Source organism: Cupriavidus alkaliphilus (genome assembly GCF_014191175.1).
GTDB classification, from domain to species: domain Bacteria; phylum Pseudomonadota; class Gammaproteobacteria; order Burkholderiales; family Burkholderiaceae; genus Cupriavidus; species Cupriavidus alkaliphilus.
The window spans coordinates 233988-260636 of the sequence record NZ_JACHWE010000004.1 but is presented as its reverse complement, the minus strand read 5'-3'; the positions used below and the strand labels follow the sequence as shown (position 1 = coordinate 260636).

Genomic DNA, 26649 nt, shown 5'->3' with positions numbered 1-26649 from the left:
TCGGTTCCGTGTGGGTCCGGAGAGTGGCAGGTTACAGCGGCAGCGTCATCGCGCGCGCGGCTTCGGTCTGCTTCGCGCGGAACGCTTCCAGCGCGCCGGCCAGCGCCTCGTCGGTCGTGGCCAGGGTGGCGATCGCGTGCAGCGCGGCGTTGGCCGCGCCCGCCTCGCCGATGGCGAAGGTGGCCACCGGCACGCCCTTGGGCATCTGCACGATCGACAGCAGCGAGTCCTCGCCGCGCAGGTACTTCGACGGCACCGGCACGCCGAACACCGGCACGATGGTCTTGGCGGCGATCATGCCGGGCAGGTGCGCGGCACCGCCGGCCCCGGCGATGATGGCGCGCAGGCCGCGGCCGCGCGCGCTCTCGGCATACTGGAACATGTCGTCGGCCATGCGGTGCGCGGACACCACCTGGGCTTCGAACGGCACGCCGAAATCCTTCAGCATGGCCACGGCGTGCTGCATCACGTCCCAGTCGGAACTGCTGCCCATGACGACGCCGACCAATGGCTTGTTTTGCTTGCTCACGTTTGATCCTTGCTTGTTTGCTCCCCTCTCCTCATGAGGAGAGAGGGGAGCAGCGCCGGCTTGCGGGAAGCCGGAGGAAAACTTACTTCAGTTCTTCACCCGTCAGGCGCGTCAGCGCCTCGCGGTACTTCGCCGCGGTCTTCTCGATCACGTCGTCCGGCAGCTGCGGCGCCGGCGCGGTCTTGGGCCACGGCTTGCCGTCGATGCGCACGGCTTCCAGCCAGTCGCGCACGAACTGCTTGTCGAACGACGGCGGGTTGGTGCCCACCTGGTACGAATCGGCCGGCCAGAAGCGCGAGGAGTCGGCGGTCAGCACTTCGTCCATCAGCGTCAGCACGCCGTTGTCGTCCAGGCCGAATTCGAACTTGGTGTCGGCGATGATGATGCCGCGCGTGGCCGCGAACTCGGCCGCTTCCTTGTACAGGCGGATCGAGATCTCGCGCATCTGGCGTGCCAGCGCGATGCCGATGCGGGCCTCGACCTCGGCGAACGAGATGTTCTCGTCGTGCTCGCCCATCTCGGCCTTGGCCGCGGGGGTGAAGATCGGCTCGGGCAGCTTCTGCGCATTCTGCAGGCCCGGCGGCAGCTCGATGCCGCACACCTTGCCGGTGGCCTGGTAGTCCTTCCAGCCGCTGCCGGCAAGGTAGCCGCGCACCACGGCCTCGACCAGGATCGGCTTCAGGCGCTTGACCACCACCGCGCGCCCCTTGACCTGCTCCACTTCATCCGCGGCCACCACGGTCTCGGGCGCGATGCCGGTCTCGTGGTTCGGCACGATGTGGGCGAGCTTGCGGAACCAGAAGTTCGCCATCTGGTTCAGCACGCGGCCCTTGTCGGGGATCGGCTCGCCCATGATGACGTCGAACGCCGACAGGCGGTCGGTGGTGACGATCAGCAGCTTGTCGTTGCCGACGGCGTAGTTGTCGCGCACCTTGCCGTGGCCCAGCAGCGGCAGCGAGTTGATGGAGGACTGGTAGAGAGCGTTGGACATGATGGTTCCGATAAAACGGCGAAGCCGCCGGGCGCTGGAAGCGTGCCGCGGCGGCCGGAACTGCAAGCCGCCTTCCCCTTGCGCGGAAGGCGGACACGGGACATTACTGCACGACCTGCGCCAGCTTGCCCGACTTGTACTGCTGCGCGATGTCGCTCAGCGCCATCGGCTTGATCTTGCCGGCCTGGCCTTCGCAGCCGAACGCGAGGTAGCGCGCCTTGCACACCTGCTTGGCGGCTTCGCGGGCCGGCTTCAGGTATTCGCGCGGGTCGAACTTGCTCGGGTTCTCGACGAAGAAGCGGCGGATCGCGCCGGTCATGGCCAGGCGGATGTCGGTGTCGATGTTGATCTTGCGCACGCCGTACTTGATCGCTTCCTGGATTTCCTCGACCGGCACGCCGTAGGTTTCCTTCATGTCGCCGCCGAACTTGCGGATCTCTTCCAGCAGTTCCTGCGGCACCGACGACGAGCCGTGCATCACCAGGTGGGTGTTGGGGATGCGGGCGTGGATTTCCTTGATGCGGTTGATCGCCAGGATATCGCCGGTGGGCTTGCGGGTGAACTTGTAGGCGCCGTGCGAGGTGCCGATGGCGATGGCCAGCGCGTCGAGCTGGGTGGCCTTGACGAAGTCGGCGGCCTGCTCGGGGTCGGTCAGCAGCATGGAGTGGTCCAGCTTGCCTTCGGCGCCGATGCCGTCTTCCTCGCCGGCTTCACCGGTCTCGAGCGAGCCCAGGCAGCCCAGTTCGCCCTCGACGGTCACGCCGATGGCGTGCGACAGCTGCACCACCTTGCGAGTCACGTCGACGTTGTATTCGTAGTCGGCCGGGGTCTTGCCGTCTTCGCGCAGCGAGCCGTCCATCATCACCGACGAGAAGCCCAGGTCGATCGCGGCCTGGCAGATCGCCGGCGACTGGCCGTGGTCCTGGTGCATCACCACGGGGATGTGCGGATAGGCTTCGACCGCGGCTTCGATCAGGTGGCGCAGGAAGTGCTCGCCGGCGTATTTGCGGGCGCCGGCCGAGGCTTGCATGATCACCGGAGCGTTGACCTCGTCGGCCGCCTGCATGATGGCCTGCACTTGCTCGAGGTTGTTCACGTTGAAGGCCGGCAGGCCGTAGCTGTTTTCGGCTGCGTGGTCCAGCAGCTGGCGCATCGAAACGAGTGGCATGTCTAACTCCTAAATGAAAATGGGATGTCTCGGTATTGTTCTGTCGGCGCTCAATGCCCCACCCTGACGATCTTCAGGGTGTTGGTACCGCCCGGCTGCCCCATCGGCTCGCCGATGGTCAGCACGATGAAATCGCCCCGCTGCACCACGCCCTGCGCCAGCAGCAGTTCCTCGGCCTGCTCCAGCGCGGTATCGCGGTCGGTGCTCGACTGCAGCGGCAGCGGCACCACGTTGCGGTAGAGCTGCATCTTGCGCTGCGACGCCAGGTTGGGCGTCATCGCGTAGATCGGTACATGGATGCGGTGCCGGCTCATCCACAGCGCGGTCGCGCCGGAATCGGTCAGCGCCGCGATCGCCTTCACCTGCAAATGATAGGCGGTGAACAACGCCCCCATCGCCACCGACTGGTCGATGCGCGAGAAGGTCTGGTTCAGGAAATCGGTGTCGAGCTGCACCACTTCGGACTTCTCGGCCTCGATGCAGACCGCGGCCATGGCCTCGACGGTTTCCACCGGATAGCGGCCCGCGGCGGTCTCGGCCGACAGCATCACGGCGTCGGTGCCGTCGAGCACGGCGTTGGCCACGTCCGAGACCTCGGCGCGGGTCGGCACCGGGTTGACGATCATGCTTTCCATCATCTGCGTGGCGGTGATGGTGAGCTTGTTGGCCTCGCGCGCCAGCCTGATCATGCGCTTCTGCAGCGCCGGCACGGCGGCGTTGCCGACTTCCACGGCAAGGTCGCCGCGCGCCACCATGATGCCGTCGGAGGCCTGCAGGATTTCTTCCAGCACGCCCGGATGGATGGCCTCGGCGCGCTCGATCTTGGCGATCATGCGCGCCCGGTGGCCGTGCGGCTGGCCGGCCACGGCCGCCAGCTGGCGCGCCATTTCCATGTCGGTGGCGTTCTTGGGGAAGCTGACCGCGAGGTAGTCCGCGCCCAGGGCCATGGCGGTCTTGATGTCTTCCATGTCCTTGGCCGTCAGCGCCGGCGCCGACAGCCCGCCGCCCTGGCGGTTGATGCCCTTGTTGTTGGACAGCTCGCCGCCCACGCGCACGGTGGTGAAGATCTCGTTGCCCAGCACGCGGTCGACCACCAGCACGATCAGGCCGTCGTTGAGCAGCAGCAGGTCGCCCGGGCCGACGTCGCGCGGCAGGTCCTGGTAATCCAGGCCGGCGCGCTCTTCATTGCCGAGCTTGCAGCTGGAATCGAGGATAAAGGGCTCGCCCGCCTTGAGCAGGACCTTGCCGTGCTCGAACTTGCCCACGCGGATCTTGGGACCCTGCAGGTCGGCCATGATGGCGACCTCGCGCCCGCATGCCTGCGCCGCCTCGCGCACCAGCCGGGCGCGGTCGAGATGGTCCTGGGCGGTGCCGTGCGAAAAGTTCAGCCGCACCACGTCGACCCCCGCCGCGATCATGCGCGTCAGGATCTCCAGCGAGCTGGAGGCGGGGCCGATGGTGGCGACGATCTTGGTGGAACGGGTCATGCGGGGTTTCCTGGTTTCAGCGCTCGATGGCCCGACGGCCGGTTGACGCGACCGGCGGGCCGACGGCTCCGCCAGGCGCGGGCGGATGCGTCAGCCTGCGGCGCGCTGCTCCAGCACTTCGAAGGCGGGCAGCGTCTTGCCTTCCAGGAATTCCAGGAACGCGCCGCCGCCGGTGGAGATATAGCCCACGCGGTCGGCGATGCCGTACTTGGCGATGGCGGCCAGCGTGTCGCCGCCGCCGGCGATCGAGAAGGCCTTCGATTCGGCGATGGCCGCGGCCAGCACCCTGGTGCCGTTGCCGAACTGGTCGAACTCGAACACGCCCACCGGGCCGTTCCAGACAATGGTGCCGGCGGCCTTCAGCTGATCGGCCAGCATCGCGGCGGTCTTCGGTCCGATGTCGAGGATCATGTCGTCGTCGGCCACATCCTTGACGTCCTTGACGGTGGCCGTGGCGGTCGCGCTGAATTCCTTGGCGCAGACCACATCGACGGGAATGGGCACCGAGGCGCCGCGCTGGGCCATGATGTCGATGATGGCCTTGGCGTCGCCGACCAGGTCGGCTTCGGCCAGCGACTTGCCGATCTTCAGGCCGGCGGCCAGCATGAAGGTGTTGGCGATGCCGCCGCCGACCACCAGGTTGTCGACCTTGTCGGCCAGCGACTTCAGGATGGTCAGCTTGGTAGAGACCTTGGAGCCGGCCACGATCGCCACCAGCGGGCGCGCCGGCTGGCCCAGGGCCTTGCCCAGCGCGTCGATCTCGGCGGCCAGCAGCGGGCCGGCGCAGGCGATGGGGGCGTACCTGGCGATGCCGTGGGTGGTGGCTTCGGCGCGGTGCGCGGTGCCGAAGGCGTCGTTGACGTAGACATCGCACAGCCGGGCCATCTTCTGCGCCAGTTCGTCGCTGTTCTTCTTCTCGCCTTTGTTGACGCGGCAGTTTTCCAGCAGCACCACCTGGCCGGGCGCCACTTCGACGCCGTCGACCCAGTTCTGGACCAGCTTGACCGGCTTGCCAAGCAGTTCGGACAGGCGCGCGGCGATCGGCGCCAGCGAGTCTTCAGGCTTGAACTCGCCCTCGGTCGGGCGGCCCAGGTGGGACGTGACCATCACCGCGGCGCCGGCGCCGAGGCAGGCCTCGATGGCAGGCACGGAGGCGCGGATGCGGGTGTCTTCGGTGATGTTGCCGGCGTCATCCTGCGGCACGTTCAGGTCGGCACGGATGAACACACGCTTGCCGGAGAGTTTGCCTTGGGAAATCAGATCGGAAAGACGCAGGACAGAGGTCATGACGGTGGATGGCGCGAGATTTCGCTGCGGACTCGGGGAAACCGGCATTTTACCTGAACGCGATCGGGGCTTTGCCGAATCCCGACCGGTGCCTGCCATGATGAGCACCGCAAGGCACAAACCGGCCCGCCAGCCAGCGCGGACAGGCGCCCCGCCTGACCTGACTCCCCACCAAAGAAGGGGCGCTCGCGTTTTCCGCGAGACCCCCAAGTGCGGTAATGTACGCAACGTCTGCTACATCAGACACGCAATCACGCCAGAGCCGGTCTACAAACGGCCAAGACAAGCGGCGGCCGACAAGAGGCTAACAATACGGCCCAATACCAGCAGCCAGAACAACAAAGCATGCCGGGGTGCGAGCGGACGCACCACCGGCGCCGCGCATTATTTTGTCGCGAATGCAAGAGGTAAGTCAGATGAATGAAGCCGACATGCACGGAGCCATCCGCGGCTTGTACGAGGGCATTCTGGATCCCGGGGCCTGGCAGGACAGCCTGCACGCCCTTACCGGGCTGGCGGGCACGGCGCACGCCTCGATGATGGTGTGGGACACGGTGCGCGACCAGGTCACGGTCAACGAGATCGTCAATCCGGTGGTCGAACTGTTCTCCGAATACGAAGCGGATTACCAGGCCATCGATCCGGCCAAGCAGTTCGCACCGCGCATGCAGCCGGGCGACTGGTACATCGACGCGCGCGAACTCGGCGAAGGCACCATGACGCGCCATCCGTTCTACCGCGACTTCTTCCACCGCTATGGCCTGCGTTCCTACGTTGCCTGCCTGGTGGAGCGGCAGCCCCATTACGAAGTCTATTTCTCGATGCAGCGCGCGCGCCGGCAGCCGCTGTTCTCGGCCGCCGACACCAGTGGCCTGGACTGGATCATCCCGCATATGCGCAGCGCCATGGCGATGCGCGACCGCACGCTCGGGCTGACCGTGCTGGCGCGGCTGTCGACGCAACTGGTGGAGCGGCTCGATTTCGCCCTGTTGGTGTTCTCGCCGCAGCGCCACGTGCTGTTGTGCAACCGCGCCGGCGAACGCTGGGCGCGGCGGCTGGACCCGGCCGGCAAGGTTTCGGAGTGGACCCTGTCGCGCTCGTTCGCCGACATGATCCAGGCCGCCTGCGACCCGCGCCACGCCGTGGCCGCGCAGGCGGCGCGCGCCACCAGCGGTGGCGCCTGCGCGCAGGTCATCGTGCTGCCGCTGCCGCCGTCGCATGCCTTTGCCGCGCAGTGGCAGGAACCGGCCGCGCTGGTGCTCGTGCACGAGCAGGACCGCGCGCCGCTGCTGCTCGGTCCCGTGCTGCGCGACCTCTACGGGCTGACGCCGGCCGAGACCCGGCTCAGCGTCCAGCTGGCGCACGGCCAGGGCCTGCCCGAAGCCAGCGCGCAGCTGGGCATCCGCCACGAAACCGCGCGCACGCAGCTCAAGGCGGTATTCCACAAGACCGGCTGCAACAGCCAGGCCCAGCTCACGCATCTGCTCTCGCGCCTGGGCGCGGCGCTGGAACAGGGCTGAACACGCAAGCCTTGCGACGTGCCGGCGCCGCGCCGGCGGCACGCGCGCTGCCACGCGAGTAAAGTGCTAAAAATACAAGAAGTAAAAAGAAGGGAAGCCATGAGCGACACACAGATGCACGACACCATTCGCGCGCTGTACGAGGGGATTTTCGACGCCGATGCCTGGCAGCGCAGCCTGAGCGCGCTGTGCCAGGCCAGCGGCAGCAGCCACGCCCACCTGCTCGTGCTCGACACCGTGCACGAGCGCGTGCTGGTGCACCAGGAGGTCAACCCGATGCCCGAGGCCGTGGCGGCCTACCGCGAGCAGTTCGCCGCGATCGATCCGGCCCTGCCGTTCGCGCGGCGCATGGCGGTGGGCAGCTGGTATATCGATTCGCGCGAGCTGGGGCCGCAGGTCATGCGGCAGTCGCCCTTCTACGGCGAGTTCCTGCGGCCGATCGAACAGTCGTCGGTGATGGCGTGCCTGATCGAGCGCCAGCCGCATTACGACGTGTTCCTGTCGCTGCAGCGCCCGCACGGCCACGACCATTACTCGCCCGAGGACGCGCGCGCGCTCGACTGGGCCATCCCGCACGTGCGTCAGGCTATGGCGCTGCGCGAGCGCACCCACCAGGTGTCGGCGCTGGCGCATGCGTCGTCGCAGCTGATGGAGCGGCTGCCGTTCGGCGTGATCGTGTTCCGCGACGATGGCAAGCCGCTGCTGGCCAACAGCATCGGCGAAACCTGGGTGCGCCGGCTGCTGCCGGCGGTGGCGATCGAAACCAGCGCCGCGGCGCCGCTTTCTGCGGCGCGCGACGATGGCGGCTGGACCCTGTCGCGTCCGTTCGCCGACGCGCTGCGCGCGGTGGGCAACCCGGCCAGCGCGCAGCCGGCGCAGGCCCTGCGCGCCGTCGACAGCGCCGGCCGGCAGGCGCAGGTGATCCTGCTCCCGCTGCCCCCGGCGCATCACCTGGCGCTGGACTGGCAGCGCCCCAGCGTGCTGGTGGCGATCCATGAACCCGGCGCCGCGCCGATGACGCTGCCGGCCGTACTGCGCGACCTCTACGGCCTGACGCCGGCGGAGATCCGGCTGGCGCTGCAATTGTCTTCGGGCATCGGCCTGCCCGAGGCCTGCGAGCTGATCGGCATCCGGCGCGAGACCGGGCGCACCCAGCTCAAGGCGATCTTCACCAAGACCGGCACCGGCACGCAGGCGCAACTGGCGCACCTGCTGACACGGCTGGGGGTTCGCGCCTAGCGGCGCAGGCAAGCTCCAGCCGCGCCGGGGCGGATCAGTCGATCGACGCGCCCACGGTTTTGACCACGCCCGCCCACTTCTGGCGGTCGGCCTTCACCGTGGCCTTGAACTGGTCCACGGTCTCGACCCGCGGCGTGTTGCCGGCATCGATCAGCTTCTGGCGGATCGCCGGCGTTTCCAGCGCCACCCTGACCGCGTCATTGACCTTGCGCGCGATCTTCGGGTCCAGCCCCTTCGGCCCGAACAGGCCGAACCAGATGGTGCTGTTGAAGCCGGGCAGGCCGCTTTCGGCAATGGTCGGCACGTCGGCGATCACCTGCACGCGCTGCCTGGTGGTCACGCCCAGCAGGCGCACCTTGCCGGCGCGGAACTGCGGCAGCACGCTCTGCACCTGGTTGAAGATGCAGCAGACCTCGCCCTTCACCACCGCCTGCAGCGCGTCCGGGCCACCCTTGTAGGGTACGTGCACCATGTCCAGCCCGGCGCGCGCATTGAACTCGGCGAACGCCAGGTGCGTGCCGGTGCCGTTGCCGGTGGAGGCAAAGTTGTACTTGCCCGGGTTGGCCTTGACCTTCTCGATGAATTCCTTGACCGACTTGACGTCGAGCACCGCCGGGTTGACGGTCAGCACGTTGGAGACCTCGACCAGCGGCGCGATCGGGGTGAAGTCGGCGTCGGCATCGAACGGCAGGGTCTTGTACAGCGCCGGGTTGATGCCGTGCGTGGCGGCGGTGCCGAGCAGCAGCGTGTAGCCGTCCGGCTTGGCATGCGCCACCACCTCGGAGGCAACGTTGCCGCCGGCGCCCGGCCGGTAGTCATAGACGATGGTGGTCTTGAGCGACTTCTGCAGCGATTCCTGCAGCGTGCGGCCGACGATGTCGACGCCGGAGCCGGCGGTGAAGCCCATCAGGATCGTCACCGGCTGCGTCGGCCATTCGCCCTGCGCGTGGGCGGGCAGGCTGGCCGTGCCGGCCACGGCGGCGCACAGCGCGGCCACGCGGGCGGCCAGACGGGCGGCGGAATGGAAGGACAAGCGCGGAAGCAGGCGGGACGAGTCAGTCATGGGGGCACCGTCGGTGAATGTCAGCAAAATGCGTCAGCAAGAAAGCGGCCCGGCGCGGCGGGTCGGCGCGATGGCCGGGGTCTGAGCCCCGGGCCAGCGCAACAAGATAGCAAGGTTCCTGCCAAATCCAAACGACTGAGTTTGCCTGAAGGTATGCCGTGCGGGCATATGGCAGCAACGCGGCGCGGTCTGCGCTTCAGCGCTTCAGCGCCGCAGCAGTCCCACCAGTTCATCGACATCCGGCAGCGGCGCGCCGGTGCCGGCGGTGTGGTCGTCGTCGGCCTCCAGCAGGCCGTCGGCGAGCGCGCGCTTGTCGCGGTGCAGCTCGACGATGCGCTCCTCGATGGTGCCCGCGTTGATCAGCCGGTACACCGTGACCGGGCGCTGCTGGCCGATGCGGTGCGCGCGGCCCATGGCCTGGTCTTCGGCGGCGGGGTTCCACCAAGGGTCGGCAATGATCACGTAGTCGGCCGCGGTCAGGTTCAGGCCGAAGCCGCCGGCCTTCAGGCTGATCAGGAAGACATCGCCCTCGCCCGCCTGGAACGCGGCCACGCGGCGCGTGCGCTCGGCCGCGGGGGTGGCGCCGTCCAGGTATTGCAGCGCCAGCCCGGCGCGCTCCAGCCCCTGGCGCAGCAACTGCAGGAAATCGACGAACTGGCTGAACACCAGGGTCTTGTGGCCGCTGGCGGCCAGTCCGCTGGCCAGCTCGACGAAGGCGCGCACCTTGGCGCCTTCGCTCAGTTGCCCACTCACTTCCGGCGTGACCAGGCGCGGGTCGCAGGCGGCGCGGCGCAGCCGCATCAGCTGCGCCAGCACGTGCAGGCGCGCCTGCGCCTGGTGCTGGGCCTGCGCCCGTGCCCTGGCGCCGGCGGGCGCCTCGCGGGTGGCCTTGCGCGCGGCTTCGACGCGTGCCAGCGCGGCCTCGGCCTCGGTCTGGGCCTGGCGGCGCAGCGCCTCGTAGTGCGCGGCTTCGACCGGCTCGGGCTCGACCCGGATCACCAGCTCGGTACGCGGCGGCAGTTCGTCGAGCACCTGCGCCTTGGTCCGGCGCAGCACGAACGGCGCGATCATGCGGCGCAGCCGCAGGCGCGCCTCGCGGCTGCCGGCGCGTTCGATCGGGTTGGCAAAATGCTCGTTGAAGCGCGCCAGCGAGCCCAGCAGGCCCGGATTGCAGAACCGCATCACCGACCACAGCTCGGCCAGCCGGTTTTCCACCGGGGTGCCGGTCAGCGCCATGCGAAAGTCCGACGGCAGCGCGAACATTGCCTGCGCCCGCCGCGTAACCGCGTTCTTGAAGGCCTGGGCCTCGTCGGCCACCACGGTATGCCAGGCGCGCGCGCAGAAATCGTCGCTGGCCTGCTGCAGCAGCGTGTACGAAACGATCACCAGGTCATGCGGGCCGGCCTGCGCCAGCAGCGCGTCGCGATCGCCCTCGGCATAGACGTGGACGTTGAGCGTGGGCGCGAAGCGCCGCGCCTCGGCGGCCCAGTTGCCGCACACCGAGGTCGGCGCGATCACCAGCGCCGCGCCGCCGGCGGCGCGGGCGACCAGCACGGCCAGCGCCTGCAGGGTCTTGCCCAGGCCCATGTCGTCGGCCAGGCAGGCACCCAGGCCGGAGGCGGCCAGCGTCATGGCCCAGCGGTAGCCGGCTTCCTGGTAGGGCCGCAGCTCGGCCGCCAGCGTGGCCGGCAGCGCGATCCCGGTCTCGCGCGCGGCGCGCAGCCGGGCGATACGCGCGCGGAAATGCGCGTCGGGATCAACGCCCGCGCCGGCCAGCACGTCGTCGAGCCACGGCGTCGCCATCTGCGGCACGCGGATGCCGTCGGGCACCCGCTCGCCCACGCCGGCGAGGTCGCGCAGCCGGCCGCGCAGCACCTGCGTCAGCGCCACGTAGACGCCCTGCCCCATCGGCACGAAGCGCCCGGCATGGCTGCCGGTCCAGTCGATCAGCTTGCCCAGTTCCAGCACCAGTCCCTCGGCCACGCGCAGCTCGCCCGCCAGCTTGTACCACGCGCCGCGGCTCTCGATCTGCACGCCCAGCTGCGGCAGGTCGGCGGGCAGCACGCGCAGTGCCTTGCCGCGCGGCCATTCGACCGCCTGCACCGCGGGCAGCGCCGGCAGCGCCTCGACCACCGCGAGCGCATCCTCGGGATCGTCCAGCGTCCAGGTGTATTCGCCGCCAGGCGGCGACAGCGCCACCAGCTGCGGCAGCGTGGCGAAGACTTCGGCCACGCTGGCCAGTTCGGCGTCGAGGTCGCGTTGGGTGGACAGGGTCTCGCCGCGCACCGTCGCCATCAGCCGTTCGCGCCCGGCGCCGGGCGCCAGCCGCGGCCCGAGCGGGCCCAGCGGCGTCACCACCAGCCGCAGCGAGATGCCGCGCCCCACCGGCGCCACTTCGGCGCGCAGCCGTGCCTCGGCCTCGACCGCACGCGTGCCGGCCGCGGCATCGGCCTGGATCTGGAACTGGCCGGCCAGCGCGCGCAGGGTCTGGTCGAGCCGGGCGTGGCCTTCCTCGGGAATCGCCAGGCCGTTGCCGATCAGCCGCGCGGCCTCGAACTGCGCCGGGGTATAGCGGATCAGCCGCAGCCGGTGCGGGCCGTCACGCAGCAGCGTAAGCTGGCGCAGCGCCTCGGCCTCCTGCCGCGCGGCGGCGGGCAGCAGCGCCTCCAGCGCGGGCGCCTCGCGCACCGGCGGGAACAGGCGCAGCACGTAGCGGCCGGCACTGCGCACCGCCTCCAGCGCGGGCGCGTCCTCGACCACCTCCAGCGTTTGCGTGGGCGCGTGGGCCAGCACCACGCCCGGGTGCCCGGCCAGCGCCATCAGCGCCATGGCGCGGTCGAGCACGTAGCGTCGGTTGTGCGAGGCATCGCGGCGGATGGCGCGCGCCACGCGTGCATCCCACGGCTCGAGCCGGTCGTCCTCGGCGATGCGCGCCAGCGGCACCGGCCGGGGCTTGCCCCAGCCCTTCGGGCCGCGCACCTGCTCGAGCGGCTCGATCGTGCCGGGCGCGCCGTCGGCGTCCAGCGTCAGCGCCCACAGCAGGCGCCGCGCAGGCCGGGCCGCGCCAGCCGCAGCGTCGGGAACAGCGCCGGCAAGGGCGCGCAGCGCATCCAGCGCCTGCTGCCAGTCAACCTCCGGCGCGCCAGGGGCGTCCGGTAGCGCGTCAGGCTGGCGGTCGGGGCTGGAATGTGGGCTCGGAGGCACGGCTTGCAAGAAGGTCGGCTGGCGGCATGCCGCCGCCAGCGCGGCGACAATGCCCGGAAAAAGCGCATTCTAGACCGCCGCGGCGCCCGCGCTGCGTTGTGACCCATGCCCCCGGGGCTTACAATATCGTTTTTGCTACTTTCACGGCGCAGGGAGAACAGACATGTCGATGGCGGATCGCGACGGCAAGATTTGGATGGACGGCAAGCTGATCGAGTGGCGCGATGCCAAGATCCACGTGCTGACGCATACGCTGCACTACGGCATGGGCGTGTTCGAGGGCGTGCGCGCCTACAAGACCCCTGAAGGTACCGCCATCTTCCGCCTGAAGGAGCACACCCGCCGCCTGTTCAACTCGGCCAAGATCTTCCAGATGGCGATGCCGTTCGACGAGGCCACGCTGGAAGCCGCCACGCGCGAAGTGGTGCGCGCCAACAACCTGGAATCCTGCTACATCCGCCCGATCGTGTGGATCGGCTCGGAAAAGCTGGGCGTCTCGGCCAAGGGCAACACCATCCACGTCGCCATCGCCGCGTGGCCGTGGGGCGCCTACCTGGGCGAGGAAGGCATGGAGCGCGGCATCCGCGTGAAGACCTCGTCGTTCACCCGCCATCACGTCAACGTGTCGCTGGTGCGCGCCAAGGCCAGCGGCTACTACATCAACTCGATCCTGGCCAACCAGGAAGCCACCGGGCTGGGCTACGACGAAGCGCTGCTGCTCGACACCGACGGCTACGTCAGCGAAGGCTCGGGCGAGAACGTCTTTATCGTGCGCAACGGCGTGATCTACACCCCGGACCTGGCCTCGTGCCTGGACGGCATCACCCGCGACGCCACCCTGACCATCGCGCGCGACCTGGGCATCGAAGTGCGCGAGAAGCGCATCACCCGCGACGAGATGTACTGCGCCGACGAAGCCTTCTTCACCGGCACCGCCGCCGAAGTCACGCCGATCCGCGAGCTGGACGACCGCATCATCGGCGAAGGCCGCCGCGGCCCGGTGACCAAGCAGATCCAGGACGCCTTCTTTGCCGCCGTCGGCGGCACCGACGAAAAGTACAAGAAATGGCTGACGCTGGTCTGAGCACCGGCCGGCAGCGCGCGTGCCAGCCGCCCGCCCGTGCGGGCGCGGCACGTCCCTTGTTTTGACGAACGATAAGTTTTATTCCCTGCAACACCATGACGCAAACCGCGACCATCATCGAAATCGGCGCCGAAGACATTCCGCTGCACTGCCCGACCGCCAACACCCCGGCCTGGAACTACCATCCGCGCGTGTTTCTCGACGTGGCCGACACCGGCGAAGCCAAGTGCCCGTACTGCGGTACCGTGTACAAGCTCAAGCCGGGCACCGTGCTGAAGGGCCACCACTGACCCGAGCCGCCTGCCATCGCACCACCCTGACGCTCCGGGCCGCCCACAGGCGCCCCGGAGCGTTGGCGTTGCCGGCGCCCGCGCCGCTGCGCCCGTGCCGGCTCCTTGCGCCCCTTCCATGAAGAAAGCCCTCGTCATCGCCCCCAACTGGATCGGCGACGCCCTGATGGCGCAGCCGCTGTTCGCGCTGCTCAAGGCGCGTCATCCGCGCCTGGTCATCGACGCCCTCGCGCCCAAGTGGGTCGCGCCGGTGCTCGCGCGCATGCCGGAAATCGGCCGCGTGTTCCCGTCGGACCTTGCGCACGGCAAGCTGCAGCTGTCGGCGCGGCTGATGTTCGCGCAGCAGCTGAAGAACGAAGGCTACGACCTCGCCTACGTGCTGCCGAACTCGCTCAAGTCGGCGCTGATCCCGTGGCTGGCCGGCATTCCGCTGCGCATCGGCTATCGCGGCGAAGCGCGCTTCGGCATGCTCAACGTGCGCCACGCCAATCCGCCGCGCGACCACCGCCCGCCGATGGTGGAGCACTACGCCCGCCTGGCGCTCAAGCCCGGCGCGCGCCTGCCCGAGAACCTGAGCGAGCCGCGCCTGCGCGTGGACCCGGCGCGCGTCGCCGCCACCGCCGAGCGCTTCGGCCTGGCGCCGCACACGCGCGTGATCGCGTTCTGCCCGGGCGCCGAGTTCGGCCCGGCCAAGCGCTGGCCCGCGGCCCATTTCGCGAAGCTGGCGCAGATGCTGCGGCGTTCCTACCCGTATGCGCAGATGATCACGCTGGGCTCGGCCAAGGACGCCGAGATCGCCGCCGAGATCGTCAGCGAGGCGCCGTTCGTGCGCAACCTGTGCGGCCAGACCTCGCTCGACGACGCGGTCGACCTGCTGGCGCTGTCCGAAGCCGCGGTCTGCAACGATTCGGGCCTGATGCACGTGACCGCGGCGCTGGGCCGGCCCCAGGTGGCGGTGTACGGCTCGAGCGATCCGCGCCACACGCCGCCGCTGTCAGAGGCAGCGAGTATCATGTGGCTGCAGCTGGAGTGCAGTCCGTGCTTCAAGCGCGAGTGCCCGCTGGGCCACCTGCGCTGCCTGAAAGAGATCGAACCGGAAATGGTGTTCGTCGAGTTGCGCAAGCTGCTGCACCGGCCCTGACATCCCCGCCCTAGCCACGTCCATTGCCAACATGCCTCGCTTTGCCCGCCTGTTCGATTCCGCCGAAGACATCGTCGACGCTTTCCGCGAAGCGCTGAAGCTGCGCGACGCCGAAGGCGCGCTGCGCCTGTGGCTGGACGAAGACTCGATCACCTGCGTGCTGCCCGACGGGCAGCGCCTGATCGGCCATGAGCAGCTGCGCCAGGCATTCTCGCAGCTGCTGGAAGAACAGCCGGTGCTGGTCGACGCCATCGAAACCAGCAGCCATGCGTCGATGGCCGTGTCGATCTTCGACGTGACCGAGGCGCTGCGCTTCGGCAGCGACCGCGTCGAGGCCGACCTGTACGTGCACACCACCTACGTGCTGATGCAGAACCACGAAGGCTGGCGCCTGGCCCACATCCACTGCAGCCCCGCCAACGCGGTGCAGGTGGCCGCGGTGGCCGCCACGCCGGGCCAGGCGCTGCACTGAACCCGCGGCCGCGCAGCGGCCTGCTGCAACACAAGCCGGCATGACGCAGCTTCCGCACCACCGACTGCCCTACCCCATCCAGGCAGATCCCGCCAGCGCGCATGGCTATGGCGAGGACACGCCGATGCCCTGGTGGCTGCGCGGCGGCCACGCCCAGACCATCATTCCCGCGCGTTTCACGCGCCGCCCGCCGCGCGTCGGCTTTCGCCGCGAACGCTGGGCCACGCCCGACCAGGACTTCATCGACCTCGACTGGACCACCCATGCGGTGCAGGCGCAGACGCCGCTGGTGGTGATGTTCCACGGCCTCGAGGGCGACTCCGGCAGCCACTACGCGCAGGCGCTGATGCATGCGCTGTCGCTGCGCGGCTGGCAGGGCGTGATCCCCCATTTCCGCGGCTGCTCGGGCGAACTCAACCTCGCGCCGCGCTTCTACCACTCGGGCGATTCGGCCGAGATCCGCTGGGTGCTGCAGCGCATGCGCCAGCACCACTGCGCCGGCGGGCGCAAGCTGCTGGTGGTGGGGATCTCGCTCGGCGGCAATGCGTTGCTGCGCATGCTGGGCGAAGACGGCAGCGGTGCCGGTTACGTGCACGCGGCCGCGGCGATTTCCGCGCCGCTGGATCTCGCCGCCGGCGGCGCGGCGCTGTCGGCCGGCTTCAACCTGGTCTACACGCGCATGTTCCTGCAGACGCTCAAGCGCAAGTCGCTGGCCAAGCTGGCGCAGTTCCCGGGCCTGTTCGACCGCGACACCATGCTGGCCAGCCGCGACCTGTACGCCTTCGACAACGTCGTCACCGCGCCGCTGCACGGCTTTGCCGATACCGACGACTACTGGCGCCGCGCCGCCAGCAAACCCGTGCTGCGCGACATCGCCGTGCCCACGCTGGTGCTCAACGCGCGCAACGATCCCTTCCTGCCGGCGCGGCATCTGCCCGGCCCGGCCGACGTCAGCCCGCAAGTCTGGCTGGAACAGCCCGAGCACGGCGGCCATGTCGGCTTCATGACCCCGCCCGCGGGCTGGCGCCGGCACCTGCCGCTGCAGGCCGACGGACGCTTCGGCGGCCACATCGAATGGCTGCCGGCGCGGATCCTGCAATTTTTCGACAGCATGATGTAAGGCGGGCACCGGTCCGCCGGGAGGCAATGATGGACGACATCGTCAGGCAGGCCATGGCACGCTGGCCCAACGTGCCCAATGCCTATGGCTGGCTCACGCTGGACCGCCGCGGGCAGTGGCGCCTGCGCAATGAATATGCGCAGCAGCACGGGCTCTCGGGCGACCCCATCCGCCATGAGGCGCTGATCGGCTTTATCGAGCGCAACTACCAGTGCGACGAGCGCGGCTGCTGGTACTTCCAGAACGGGCCGCAGCGGGTGTTCGTGTCGCTGGGCTATGCGCCGTGGATCGTGCGGCTGCATGCCGGCGCGTTGCGCACCACCACGCAGCAGGCCTTCACGCTGCACGCCTGCTACGCCGATGAGCATGGCAACGTGGTGCTGGCAGGTACCGTGGACGGCGTCGACGGCCTGCAGGCAGCCCTGCTGCATGACCACGACCTGGAGCAGTTCAGCGGCGCCAGCACCTGGCATGGCGAGGCCTGCGGCGCGGACCTGGGCGTGTTCCACCACGATGGCGTCGACCTTCCGATCGAGCCGATTGCCGAGAGCGAGGTGCCCAAGCGCTTCGGCTTCGCGCGCCAGCCGGCGGCGCCGGCCGACTGAGCCGCCCGCGTCAGTTCGGCATGCCCTTGTTGTCCTGCTTGTCCTCGCGGTACTGGCGCTCCAGCTGGTGCAGGCGCGCATCGACCTCGGACAGCGTATAGAAATCGCCGTCGCCGGCCTTGCGCGCGATCTGCAGCTGTTCGATCGCGGCCTGGTAGGCGCCGTCCATCGCATATTTCTCCGCCAGCGCCTGGTGTTGCTGCAGCCGCTTGCCCTGGCCGGCGTAGGCGCGCGCCAGCATCTCCCACCATTCGCTGCGGCCGGTCTCCTGGCGCGTGCGCTCGCGCAGGAAGCGCACGGCTTCGTCATGGCGGCCGGAACCGATCAGGGTCTCGGCGTAGACCACCGCCACGGCGTGCGACAGCGGGAAGGCCTTCATCGACGCGCTGGCCTGCGACAGCGCCTCGGGCACGCGGCCCTGCGCGCGCGCCAGTTCCACCGCCATCACGTCCAACATCGGGCTGCCCGAGCTGGCGCCGGGAATATTGCCGTACAGGCGGCGGGCTTCGGCCAGTTCCTGTTCGGCGGCCGGATAGCGGCGCAGGCGCTGCTCGACGAACGCCAGCGCGTAGTGCAGCGCCGGCGCGCGCAGCGCGGATGCCCCGGCCAGTTGCGTGCGCAGCGCCGCGCGCAGGTTCTGCAGTTCGCTCGGCGACGCTTCCTGGATCACGCGGGCGCGCATGCGCGCGAACTCGTACTCGGGCGTGTTGGGCACCTTGCGCTGGCTGGCATGGCTGACGCGGTCCTGCATGTCGGCGATGCGCTCGGAGGTCAGCGGGTGGGTGCGCACATAGGACGGCACCGAATTCTCGGCGGTGCCTGAAGCGCGCTGCAGCCGCATGAAGAAATCTGGCATGCCCTGCGGATCGAAGCCCGCCGCGGTCAGGATCTGGAAGCCGACCCGGTCGGCCTCGCGCTCCGCGCCGCGCGAGAACGACAGCTGGTTGGCGATGGCGGCGCCCTGTCCGCCCATGGCCAGCGCCGCCGCCGCATCCGGGCTGCGCGTCGCGGCCAGCCCCGCCAGCACCATCGACGCCAGCGCAATCCACATCGACTGGTCCTGCTGGGTGATGCCGCGCGCGATATGCCGCTGCATCACGTGGCCGATTTCATGGCCCAGCACCGAGGCCAGCTCGGACTCGGTATCAGACTGCACCAGCAGCCCGGTGTGCACGCCGATATAGCCGCCCGGCAGCGCAAAGGCGTTGATGCTGCGGTCGCGCACCGCGAACAGGTCGAAGCCGGTGGCGAAGGTGCCGGCGCCGGTCGAGCCGGAGATGCTCTGGCGCCGCGCCGCCTGCACCAGCCGGTAGCCAAGCGCGTTCAGGTAATCGGACAGCAGCGGATCGGGCACGTACAGCGGATCGCGCCGGATATCGCGCATGATGCGGTCGCCCAGGCGTTTTTCCATGTCGGGCGACAGCGACGCGGTGGACGGGTCCCCCAGGTCCGGCAGCTGCACGCCGCCGGCCTCCACCACCGCGTTGTTGGTGCGCAGGCCGAACTCGGATTTCTGGCCCGCCTTCACGCTGCGGTTCAGGTTGTCGTAGACCTGGTCCGCCGCCTCGGCCGTGGTGGCGGGCGCCGGCGCACGGGGTGCAGCCACCGGCGTCACTGGCGCCGCTGCCGTGCGCGGCGTACCCTGTGGCCAGGCCGGTGCCGCGAACGTCAGCGCCAGCAGCGCCGCCAGTGGCCGCCGCCAGGGCGCCCAGGCGCCGCCGGCGCGGCGGTGGCTGCCGGCTTCGCGATGTGACGCGGAACCCGCAGGAGCGGCATCTGCCACGGCGCCACGGCCATATGCGGCAGACCTGCGAAGCGATGGGTGTTTTGGCATGTTGCTATGATAGCGGCCTCCCGTGGCCGTTCCCATCGGACGCGTCTCCCGCACGCTCCCGGTGGCTCCATGCACGCAGTTCGCCCGAAGCTCTCGATCATGACCCAGCTCACCCATTTCGACACCGCCGGACAAGCCCACATGGTCGATGTCGGCGCCAAGGCCAGCACCCATCGCGTCGCGGTGGCCACCGGCACCATCACCATGCAGCCCGCCACCTTCGCGCTGGTGCGCGACGGCAGCGCCAAGAAAGGCGACGTGATCGGCATCGCCCGCGTGGCGGCGATCATGGCCACCAAACGCACCGCCGACCTGATCCCGCTGTGCCACCCGATCGGCCTGACCAAGGTGGCGGTCGAGTTCGCCCTGGACGAGGCCACCGCCACCGTCGCCTGCACCGTGCGCACCGAGACCCGCGGCCAGACCGGCGTGGAGATGGAGGCACTGACCGGTGTGCAGGTCGCGCTGCTGACGATCTACGACATGTGCAAGGCGGTGGACCGTGGCATGGTGATCGGCAACGTGAAGCTGCTGGAGAAGCATGGGGGCAAGTCCGGGGATTGGGTGGCGGCCGGTTGATACCTGCCCTCGCAGCACGGCTTACGTGATGCCCGCGGTACGCCCGGCGAAGGCGGACGCGGCCTCTTCTTACGCCATATTCGTTCCCTGGTAATAAAGGTAACGACGCATTTCCACACGCGCCGTCCCCGGCATCCGCGCGCGACAATTTGGTATTCAATATGATTGCGGGCCGCCGCGGGATCGCGGCCGGCTGACCCTGCCCGCGGCGCGCGCGGGGATGAGGGGGATACCATGAACGGGCGCATGCTCTGCCAGATCGCCCTGGCACTCGCGGCCACGGCCGCAAGCGGCGCCGCCCTGGCCGGGCGGGCCGATCTCCACGATGCCGCCTGGCATGGCGGCGACCTGCGCGACGGCATGGTCAGGACGCGCGCCAGCGTAGGCGTCGGCATCTATCTCGGGCCCGGCGCGTTCTACGGTGGCTATCCCTACGGCTACCCCGCTCCGTACTATTACCCGCCGGCCGTGGTGGCGGTACCTGCCGTGCCCGCGGCGCCGCCGCAATACATCGAGCAGGGACCCAATGGCCCGGTGCCCGCTCCCGGCCCCGACGGCGTCATGCCGCAGCAGGGCTGGTGGTACCACTGCAACCAGCCTGAAGGCTACTACCCCTACGTGGCGTCCTGCCCCGGCGGCTGGCAACGCATACCGGCACAGCCGCCGGCCAATTCCTGACACGGGGTGACACCATGCATGCCCTGATCCGCGCCACGCTGGCCGTGGCCACCCTCGCCCTCGGCGCCTGCGCCGTGCTGCCCTCCGGGCCCAGCGTGATGGCGCTGCCCGGCACCGGCAAGAATTTCGACCAGTTCCGTGCCGACGACTACAACTGCCGGCAATTCGCCTTCGGACGCGTCGGCGGCGTGTCTTCGGCACAGGCCGCCAACAATGCCGCGCTCGGCAGCGCCGCGGTGGGGACCGCGCTGGGCGCCGCCGCGGGGGCGGCATTCAACGGTGGCTCGGGTGCGGCGGTGGGCGCGGGCATCGGCCTGCTTACAGGCGCGGCGGTGGGCGCGGGCAATGCGCAATACGCGGGCTACGGCACGCAGCAGCAATACGACGCCGCCTACGTGCAGTGCATGTACGCCAGCGGCAATCGCGTGCCCGTGCCGGGCCGCGTGGCCGCAGTCCCGGCGCCGGCGCCGCGGTACTACTATCCGCCGCCCCCGCCGCCGGTCTACTACAGCCCGTACCCGTACTACTAGGTCAGTCCCGGCCCAGTTCCGCAAGGCGGCGCGAGCGATCGGCCACCCAGCCGCAGAACGCCTGCGGGCGCTGGTCCGCCTTCACGCCGCGGCATGCCTGCGCGATCGTCGCGTACTGCGCGGCCTCGTCGCCAAGGTAGTACCACCTCAGGCGCTCCATCCACAGCCGGCCTTGCGCGGCATCGCCCGTCAACGCCAGCAGCCATGCCGTGCGCGCGATCATGGCCGGCGTCGGCAGCAGGTGCACCGCCGCGACATGCGCGGGCAACAGTACCGCGGCATTCTCGGGCGTGATGGCGGCCTGTCCGGCCGCATCGGCCTGCGCATGCTGGCGGAACCAGAAGCGCGGCATCGGCAGGGCCTGGCGGCCTTCGCTGCTGGCATACTCGCGCGCTTCGGCACGGCGATAGTCCTGCCACATGGTGCCCAGCACCACCGCGGCTACCGCGGCCAACGCCAGCGCCAGCCCGCGCGCCACCGGCAACGGCACCCGCCAGCGCCCGAAGCCCGACGGCTCCAGCCAGCCCAGCATGAAGCAGAACGGCAGGAAGAAATACAGGTAATGCAGCGGGTATTCCAGCATCGAATGCGCGCACAGCATCGCCAGCCACGTCAGCACCAGCACGGTCTGCCTGCGTTCCTCCCCATCGCCATGCCACAAGCGCACCCGCACCACGCGCCACAGCCACGCCAGCAGGATCACACCCACGCCGGCGGTGCCGACGATGCCGGTCTTGGCCAGCAGGTCGAGAATCGCGTTGTGGGCGTGCAGGGACATCTCCACCTTCACGCCGACCTGATCCAGCTGCTGGAACTGCGCCCAGCCGAACTCGCCCCAGCCGACGCCGAACCACGGATGAGCGCGGAACATCGCGATGGCGTGCGCCCACAGCGCACCGCGCGCCGAAATCTGGTCTTCGGCTTCGAGTTGGGCGATGGTGTCGAACAGGCGCCAGTCAAAGGCCTGCCCCGCCGCCTTGATGGCGGGCTGCAGGGCCAGCAGCATTGCCACCATGGCAACGGCAGCCACCACAAGCCCCACCGGACGCTGCATGGGATCCGGACCGCGGCGATCGCCTCGCGCCAGCCACGCCGCAATCAACGCGTAGCACGCGGCAAGGCCGACATGCAACACGCCGGTGCGCGAGCCAGACAGCACGATGCCGCTTTCCAGCAAGGCCACCGCGGCCAGCCACATCGGAAAACGCAGACGGCCACGCGAGGCCAGCCACACTGATGCGGCCAGTGCGAGGCCGTGCACGGTGGCCTGGTGGTTGGGCTGGTTCAGGTTGCCCCAGAGGCGGCGGTTGGTGTCGTAGAAGTAGGTGGAGACCAGGCCGAAGGAGCGGGGTTCGAGTTGGAACAACTGCACCCATTGCGAAACGGTACCCAGCAGCCCCGCGATCAGGGCCGCAACGGCAAGGGCGTCGCCAGCATCCGATTCGCTGCCAGCCGACGTATGGCGGTACCACCATGCGGCAGAAGCCACGGCGGCGCCGAGCAGCAACGTGAGGACAGTCGTCAGGCGGCTGCCCGTAATATCGGAATGCCCGAGGCCCGCGACGATCAGGCTGACGATGACGAGCCAGAGGAACAACAGCGAGATTGACGGCAGGTACGCGGAAGGCGCCGATCTGCTGGTCGCCCGCATGGCAACCGCTGCGACCGCGGCAACGCTACAGAGCGCGGCGGCCCATTCGCCGTAAAACGTCGCTAGAGGCAGCGTGTGCCGGGAGACCAGCAGCGGGATGACGATTGCTGCGATGAGAACAGCCGAAGACAGGTTGGGCCGGGACGGCGGCATTGCGGCGCCTGGGTTGGGGAAAGGCGCATGATAGCTTGGACGCCAGATAAAGAAAAAGCGCCCGAAGGCGCTTTCTCATTCGTTCTAAAAACGATTAGGTACGGCAGCTAACCGGTGCGACGTTACCCGGGAGAGTCGCTGCTGCTGCGGGTGCCGGACCAGGAGCGGGCAGAGTAGAGGCCGCCTTTGCCGCCGAAAAGCACTCCCAATCCACAGAGCCGCCAGCAGGCGGAGTGCCTGCGACAAGTGCGGCGCCGCCAGACGACGGCACCAGCACGAGCGTACCGTTACCCGCACGGGCGGCATAAGTAATGGTGATTTGACCGTTTGCCGCAATTGCAATAGCCGTAACGTTTTGAGTGGCGGCAGGGGCCGCCCAACCGTTCGCAAGAGCGACACCGTTCGCGGCATTCTCGGTCACCGAAGTCTTCGCTGCGTCAGCCAGCGTCAAACCTTCCGTAACGCGAGCGCGAATCACGTAGTCTTGGTAAGCGGGAATCGCAATCGCCGCCAGGATACCAATGATCGCCACCACGATCATCAGTTCGATCAGCGTAAAGCCCTTCTGGACGCGGCGGCCCAGCTTCTTCAGTTGTTGTACCCGTTGCATGATTTGACCCCTCGAAGAGATTTTGGTTAAGCGTTGCACGTCTTCGGTTTCGTGACGCGGGGACGATTGAGCAGCAAGTGTGCCAGCGGCATCCCCCATCGGTAGGGGGTGGAAAGCGACAAATTTCGTCACCCGTCGGGGTGAAGCTCGCCGTTTGCGCCAAAAATTGTCACCTGGGACCGCCATCACAGGCAAGCGCGACAAAAAGTGCGATCACTCACATGAGTTAGTTGGCATGGACACCGACACGCCCGTCGTCGTGCCCAATGAAAAAGGGCGGCCAGTTGGCCGCCCTTCCGCATCCGGCAGATCGACGTCAGGCCGTCTGTGCCGACCGGCGGCTCAGCAGCTTGCCGAGGATCACCACCAAGATCGCACCGGCGGCGCCGAAGACCAGGTGGGCGTGCGGCACGTGGACTTCGAACCAGGCGGCGTCGACCGGGTCGCTGACCAGCATCTCACCGGCCAGGTAGCCGAGCAGCGCGGCGCCCAGCACGATGATGACCGGGAAGCGCTCCATGACCTTGAGCAGGATGGTGCTGCCGAACACGATCAGCGGGATCGACAGGCCCAGGCCGATGACCAGCAGCAGCAGCTGGCTGCCCTCGGGACCCTTCTGCGCGGCGGCGGCCACGGCGACCACGTTGTCCAGCGACATCACCAGGTCGGCGATCAGGATGGTGCGGATGGCGGCCCAGATATTGTCCTTGCCGTCGTGGCCTTCCTCGTCGTCATCGCCGGTCAGCAGTTGCACGCCGATATAGACCAGCAGCACGGCGCCGACGATCTTCAGGTACGGCAGGCTCAGCAGCTTGACCGCGGCCACGGTCAGCACCACGCGCATGATGATGGCGGCGGCGCTGCCCCAGAAGATGGCCTTTTTCTGCTGGGCGGGCGGCAGGTTGCGCGAGGCGAGCGCGATGACCACCGCGTTGTCGCCGGACAGGACGATATTGGTCAGGATGATCGATCCCAACGCAATCCAGAAAGTGGTGGAAGACAGCAGTTCCACGGGGAGGCTCCTCGAGTTTCTATGTGGTGGCGCGCCCCGTCATCCGACGGGATTTTGGATGTCTGAAAGCGCAGACATGACTGTTTAACGCATCAACCTTTCGATTAGATTTCAATTTTGTAATCTTCAGGTCAGGCGTAGCAGCCAGGCCACTTCGGGAGCCGGAAAAGACAATGCCCCCGCGGGGCGGGGGCATTTCAAGCCGGGGCCTTCTCCGCAACGGCGGAGCAAGGCTGGACTGCCTGTTACAGCATTGCCTTCAGCAGGCGGCCCATTTCCGACGGGTTCTTGGTCACCTTGATGCCGCAGGCTTCCATGATTTCCAGCTTGGCCTGGGCGGTGTCGGCACCGCCCGAGATCAGCGCGCCGGCGTGGCCCATGCGCTTGCCCGGAGGCGCGGTCACGCCAGCGATGAAGCCAACCACCGGCTTCTTCATGTTGTCCTTGATCCAGTGGGCCGCGTTGGCTTCGTCCGGGCCGCCGATCTCACCGATCATGACCACGGCGTCCGTGTCCGGATCGTCGTTGAACATCTTCATCACGTCGATGTGCTTCAGGCCGTTGATGGGGTCGCCACCGATGCCGACGGCCGACGACTGGCCCAGGCCCAGCGCGGACAGCTGGCCCACGGCTTCGTACGTCAGCGTGCCCGAGCGCGACACCACGCCGATGCGGCCCTTCTTGTGGATGTGGCCCGGCATGATGCCGATCTTGATTTCGTCCGGCGTGATCAGGCCCGGGCAGTTCGGCCCCAGCAGCAGGGTCTTCTTGTTCTCGCGGCGCATGCGGTCCTTGACTTCCATCATGTCGCGCACGGGAATGCCTTCGGTGATGCAGACCACCAGGTCCAGGTCGGCGTCAACGGCTTCCCAGATCGCGGCAGCGGCGCCTGCGGGCGGCACGTAGATGACCGACACGGTGGCGCCGGTCTGGGCCTTGGCGTCCTTGACGCTGGCGTAGATGGGAATGCCTTCGAAGTCTTCGCCGGCCTTCTTCGGGTTCACGCCGGCGACGAAGGCGTTCTTGCCGTTGGCGTAGTCGCGGCAGCCACGGGTGTGGAACTGGCCGGTCTTGCCGGTGATGCCCTGGGTAATGACTTTGGTGTCTTTGTTGATCAGAATCGACATGCTTTCGTCCTTTGCTTGACTCTGGCAGCGCGGGCAAAGGCCACGCGCGCTGCCGAAGTTCGCTTGTATTGGGTAACGGCGCCTCGGCTTACTTGCCGGCGGCGGCAGCCACGACCTTCTGGGCGGCTTCTTCCATCGTGTCGGCCGAAATGATCGGCAGGCCCGAGTCAGCCAGCATCTTGCGCCCCAGTTCTTCGTTGGTGCCCTTCATGCGCACGACCAGCGGCACCGTCAGGTGCACGGCCTTCGAGGCCGAGATCACGCCTTCGGCGATCACGTCGCAACGCATGATGCCGCCGAAGATGTTGACCAGGATGGCCTGCACGTTCGGGTTCTTCAGCATCAGCTTGAAGGCTTCGGTCACCTTCTCGGTGGTGGCACCGCCGCCCACGTCGAGGAAGTTGGCCGGCTCGCCGCCGAACAGCTTGATGGTGTCCATGGTGGCCATGGCCAGGCCGGCGCCGTTCACCAGGCAGCCGATGTTGCCGTCCAGCGAGATGTAGGCCAGGTCGAACTTCGAGGCTTCGATTTCGTTGGCGTCTTCTTCGTCCAGGTCGCGGTAGGCGACGATTTCCGGATGACGGAACAGCGCGTTCGAGTCGAAGTTGAACTTGGCGTCCAGCGCGATCACCTTGCCGTCGCCGGTCAGGATCAGCGGGTTGATTTCGGCCAGCGAGGCGTCGGTGTCATAGAACGCCTTGTACAGGCCTTGCAGGGCCTGGCGGGCTTGCGCCACGCTCGCGTCGGGCACGCCGATCTTGCGGGCGATGTCGTCGGCGTCAGCATCGGTCAGGCCGGTCGACGGCTCGACGATCAGGGTGTGGATCTTTTCCGGGCTGTGGGCAGCGACTTCTTCGATGTCCATGCCGCCTTCGCTCGACGCCATCAGGGCGATCTTCTGCGAGACGCGGTCCACCACCAGCGAAACGTACAGTTCCTTCTTGATGTCGGCACCTTCTTCGATCAGCAGGCGGTTGACCTTCTTGCCTTCCGGACCGGTCTGGTGCGTGACCAGCTGCATGCCCAGGATGTTGGACGCATAGGTCTTGACCTCGTCCATGCTCTTGGCAACCTTGACGCCGCCGCCCTTGCCGCGGCCACCCGCGTGGATCTGCGCCTTGACAACCCACACCGGGCCGCCGAGTTGTTCTGCGGCCTTCAGGGCCTCGTCAACCGAGAACGCGGGGATGCCGCGCGGAACCGGCACATTGTATTTGCGCAGGATTTCCTTGCCTTGATACTCATGGATATTCATGCGTGTTTCCTTTCGGGTAG

Annotated in this window: 24 protein-coding genes; 11 read left to right on the top strand and 13 right to left on the bottom strand. The window is 68.4% G+C overall.

Translation table 11 applies throughout. From position 1 onward, the window contains the following. Positions 1–31: 31 nt before the first annotated feature. The 5 genes from purE to FHX60_RS16040 form a co-directional block, all read right to left on the bottom strand. Positions 32–529, bottom strand: coding sequence for a 5-(carboxyamino)imidazole ribonucleotide mutase (gene purE / locus FHX60_RS16060; RefSeq protein ID WP_183283898.1), 498 nt, complete (start codon positions 527–529; stop codon positions 32–34). An 82-nt stretch (positions 530–611) separates the two neighbouring features. Then, positions 612–1520 (bottom strand): phosphoribosylaminoimidazolesuccinocarboxamide synthase, encoded by a 909-nt coding sequence (locus FHX60_RS16055; RefSeq protein WP_112773701.1) that lies wholly within the window; start codon positions 1518–1520, stop codon positions 612–614. 103 nt (positions 1521–1623) lie between these two features. Continuing rightward, positions 1624–2688 carry a class II fructose-bisphosphate aldolase gene (gene fba, locus FHX60_RS16050; protein ID WP_183283897.1) on the bottom strand — a complete coding sequence of 355 codons (1065 nt, stop codon included), beginning with the start codon at positions 2686–2688 and terminating at the stop codon, positions 1624–1626. Positions 2689–2738: 50 nt separating this feature from the next. After that, positions 2739–4175, bottom strand: a complete 1437-nt coding sequence (pyk, locus tag FHX60_RS16045; protein WP_112773703.1) for a pyruvate kinase — start codon at positions 4173–4175, stop codon at positions 2739–2741. 90 nt (positions 4176–4265) lie between these two features. Next, on the bottom strand, positions 4266–5462 hold the full coding sequence (locus FHX60_RS16040; RefSeq protein ID WP_112773704.1) for a phosphoglycerate kinase: 1197 nt from the start codon (positions 5460–5462) through the stop codon (positions 4266–4268). A 416-nt stretch (positions 5463–5878) separates the two neighbouring features. Here FHX60_RS16040 and FHX60_RS16035 point away from each other — a divergent pair, with 416 nt between their 5' ends. Beyond that, complete coding sequence (locus FHX60_RS16035) at positions 5879–6982, top strand: helix-turn-helix transcriptional regulator (protein ID WP_183283896.1); 1104 nt, start codon at positions 5879–5881, stop codon at positions 6980–6982. A gap of 99 nt (positions 6983–7081) precedes the next feature. Beyond that, entirely contained in the window at positions 7082–8221 is a 1140-nt protein-coding gene (locus FHX60_RS16030) for a helix-turn-helix transcriptional regulator (protein ID WP_112773706.1), read from the top strand. A gap of 34 nt (positions 8222–8255) precedes the next feature. On the opposite strand, the gene FHX60_RS16025 is transcribed toward FHX60_RS16030, so the two are convergent. Both FHX60_RS16025 and FHX60_RS16020 read right to left on the bottom strand, forming a co-directional pair. Further along, the gene (locus FHX60_RS16025; protein ID WP_183283895.1) at positions 8256–9284 is read right to left on the bottom strand and encodes a Bug family tripartite tricarboxylate transporter substrate binding protein; all 1029 of its coding nucleotides are present in this window, start codon (positions 9282–9284) and stop codon (positions 8256–8258) included. Positions 9285–9488: 204 nt separating this feature from the next. Then, positions 9489–12488 carry a DEAD/DEAH box helicase gene (locus FHX60_RS16020; protein WP_183284048.1) on the bottom strand — a complete coding sequence of 1000 codons (3000 nt, stop codon included), beginning with the start codon at positions 12486–12488 and terminating at the stop codon, positions 9489–9491. Positions 12489–12651: 163 nt separating this feature from the next. Here FHX60_RS16020 and FHX60_RS16015 point away from each other — a divergent pair, with 163 nt between their 5' ends. The 6 genes from FHX60_RS16015 (at position 12652) to FHX60_RS15990 (ending at position 17200) form a co-directional block, all read left to right on the top strand. After that, positions 12652–13572: a branched-chain amino acid transaminase gene (locus tag FHX60_RS16015; RefSeq protein ID WP_062796961.1), complete on the top strand. Its 921-nt coding sequence runs from the start codon at positions 12652–12654 to the stop codon at positions 13570–13572. A gap of 95 nt (positions 13573–13667) precedes the next feature. Next, complete coding sequence (locus FHX60_RS16010; protein WP_010812205.1) at positions 13668–13862, top strand: zinc-finger domain-containing protein; 195 nt, start codon at positions 13668–13670, stop codon at positions 13860–13862. Positions 13863–13980: 118 nt separating this feature from the next. Then, the gene (gene waaF / locus FHX60_RS16005) at positions 13981–15003 is read left to right on the top strand and encodes a lipopolysaccharide heptosyltransferase II (protein ID WP_183283894.1); all 1023 of its coding nucleotides are present in this window, start codon (positions 13981–13983) and stop codon (positions 15001–15003) included. Between the two features lie 31 nt (positions 15004–15034). Further along, positions 15035–15475, top strand: coding sequence for a YybH family protein (locus FHX60_RS16000; protein ID WP_012351840.1), 441 nt, complete (start codon positions 15035–15037; stop codon positions 15473–15475). 40 nt (positions 15476–15515) lie between these two features. Continuing rightward, positions 15516–16595 (top strand): YheT family hydrolase, encoded by a 1080-nt coding sequence (locus tag FHX60_RS15995; protein ID WP_183283893.1) that lies wholly within the window; start codon positions 15516–15518, stop codon positions 16593–16595. A 29-nt stretch (positions 16596–16624) separates the two neighbouring features. Next, on the top strand, positions 16625–17200 hold the full coding sequence (locus FHX60_RS15990; RefSeq protein ID WP_112773711.1) for a DUF2946 family protein: 576 nt from the start codon (positions 16625–16627) through the stop codon (positions 17198–17200). 10 nt (positions 17201–17210) lie between these two features. Here FHX60_RS15990 and FHX60_RS15985 read toward each other — a convergent pair whose 3' ends face one another. Then, positions 17211–19034: a beta-barrel assembly-enhancing protease gene (locus FHX60_RS15985; RefSeq protein WP_183283892.1), complete on the bottom strand. Its 1824-nt coding sequence runs from the start codon at positions 19032–19034 to the stop codon at positions 17211–17213. A gap of 99 nt (positions 19035–19133) precedes the next feature. Between FHX60_RS15985 and moaC the strand changes: the two genes are divergently transcribed. The 3 genes from moaC (at position 19134) to FHX60_RS15970 (ending at position 20821) form a co-directional block, all read left to right on the top strand. Beyond that, positions 19134–19613: a cyclic pyranopterin monophosphate synthase MoaC gene (moaC, locus tag FHX60_RS15980; RefSeq protein WP_183283891.1), complete on the top strand. Its 480-nt coding sequence runs from the start codon at positions 19134–19136 to the stop codon at positions 19611–19613. Between the two features lie 234 nt (positions 19614–19847). Continuing rightward, complete coding sequence (locus FHX60_RS15975) at positions 19848–20291, top strand: hypothetical protein (protein WP_112773714.1); 444 nt, start codon at positions 19848–19850, stop codon at positions 20289–20291. Positions 20292–20305: 14 nt separating this feature from the next. Then, the gene (locus FHX60_RS15970; protein ID WP_092307818.1) at positions 20306–20821 is read left to right on the top strand and encodes a hypothetical protein; all 516 of its coding nucleotides are present in this window, start codon (positions 20306–20308) and stop codon (positions 20819–20821) included. 1 nt (position 20822) lies between these two features. Here FHX60_RS15970 and FHX60_RS15965 read toward each other — a convergent pair whose 3' ends face one another. From FHX60_RS15965 to sucC, 5 genes are all read right to left on the bottom strand, one after another. Further along, on the bottom strand, positions 20823–22625 hold the full coding sequence (locus FHX60_RS15965; protein WP_183283890.1) for a PglL family O-oligosaccharyltransferase: 1803 nt from the start codon (positions 22623–22625) through the stop codon (positions 20823–20825). A gap of 94 nt (positions 22626–22719) precedes the next feature. Continuing rightward, complete coding sequence (locus FHX60_RS15960) at positions 22720–23235, bottom strand: pilin (protein WP_183283889.1); 516 nt, start codon at positions 23233–23235, stop codon at positions 22720–22722. A 316-nt stretch (positions 23236–23551) separates the two neighbouring features. After that, positions 23552–24247 (bottom strand): TerC family protein, encoded by a 696-nt coding sequence (locus tag FHX60_RS15955; protein ID WP_112773718.1) that lies wholly within the window; start codon positions 24245–24247, stop codon positions 23552–23554. Positions 24248–24492: 245 nt separating this feature from the next. Next, complete coding sequence (sucD, locus tag FHX60_RS15950; protein WP_092307811.1) at positions 24493–25374, bottom strand: succinate--CoA ligase subunit alpha; 882 nt, start codon at positions 25372–25374, stop codon at positions 24493–24495. An 88-nt stretch (positions 25375–25462) separates the two neighbouring features. Beyond that, positions 25463–26629: an ADP-forming succinate--CoA ligase subunit beta gene (gene sucC / locus FHX60_RS15945; protein ID WP_112773719.1), complete on the bottom strand. Its 1167-nt coding sequence runs from the start codon at positions 26627–26629 to the stop codon at positions 25463–25465. Positions 26630–26649 lie beyond the last annotated feature (20 nt).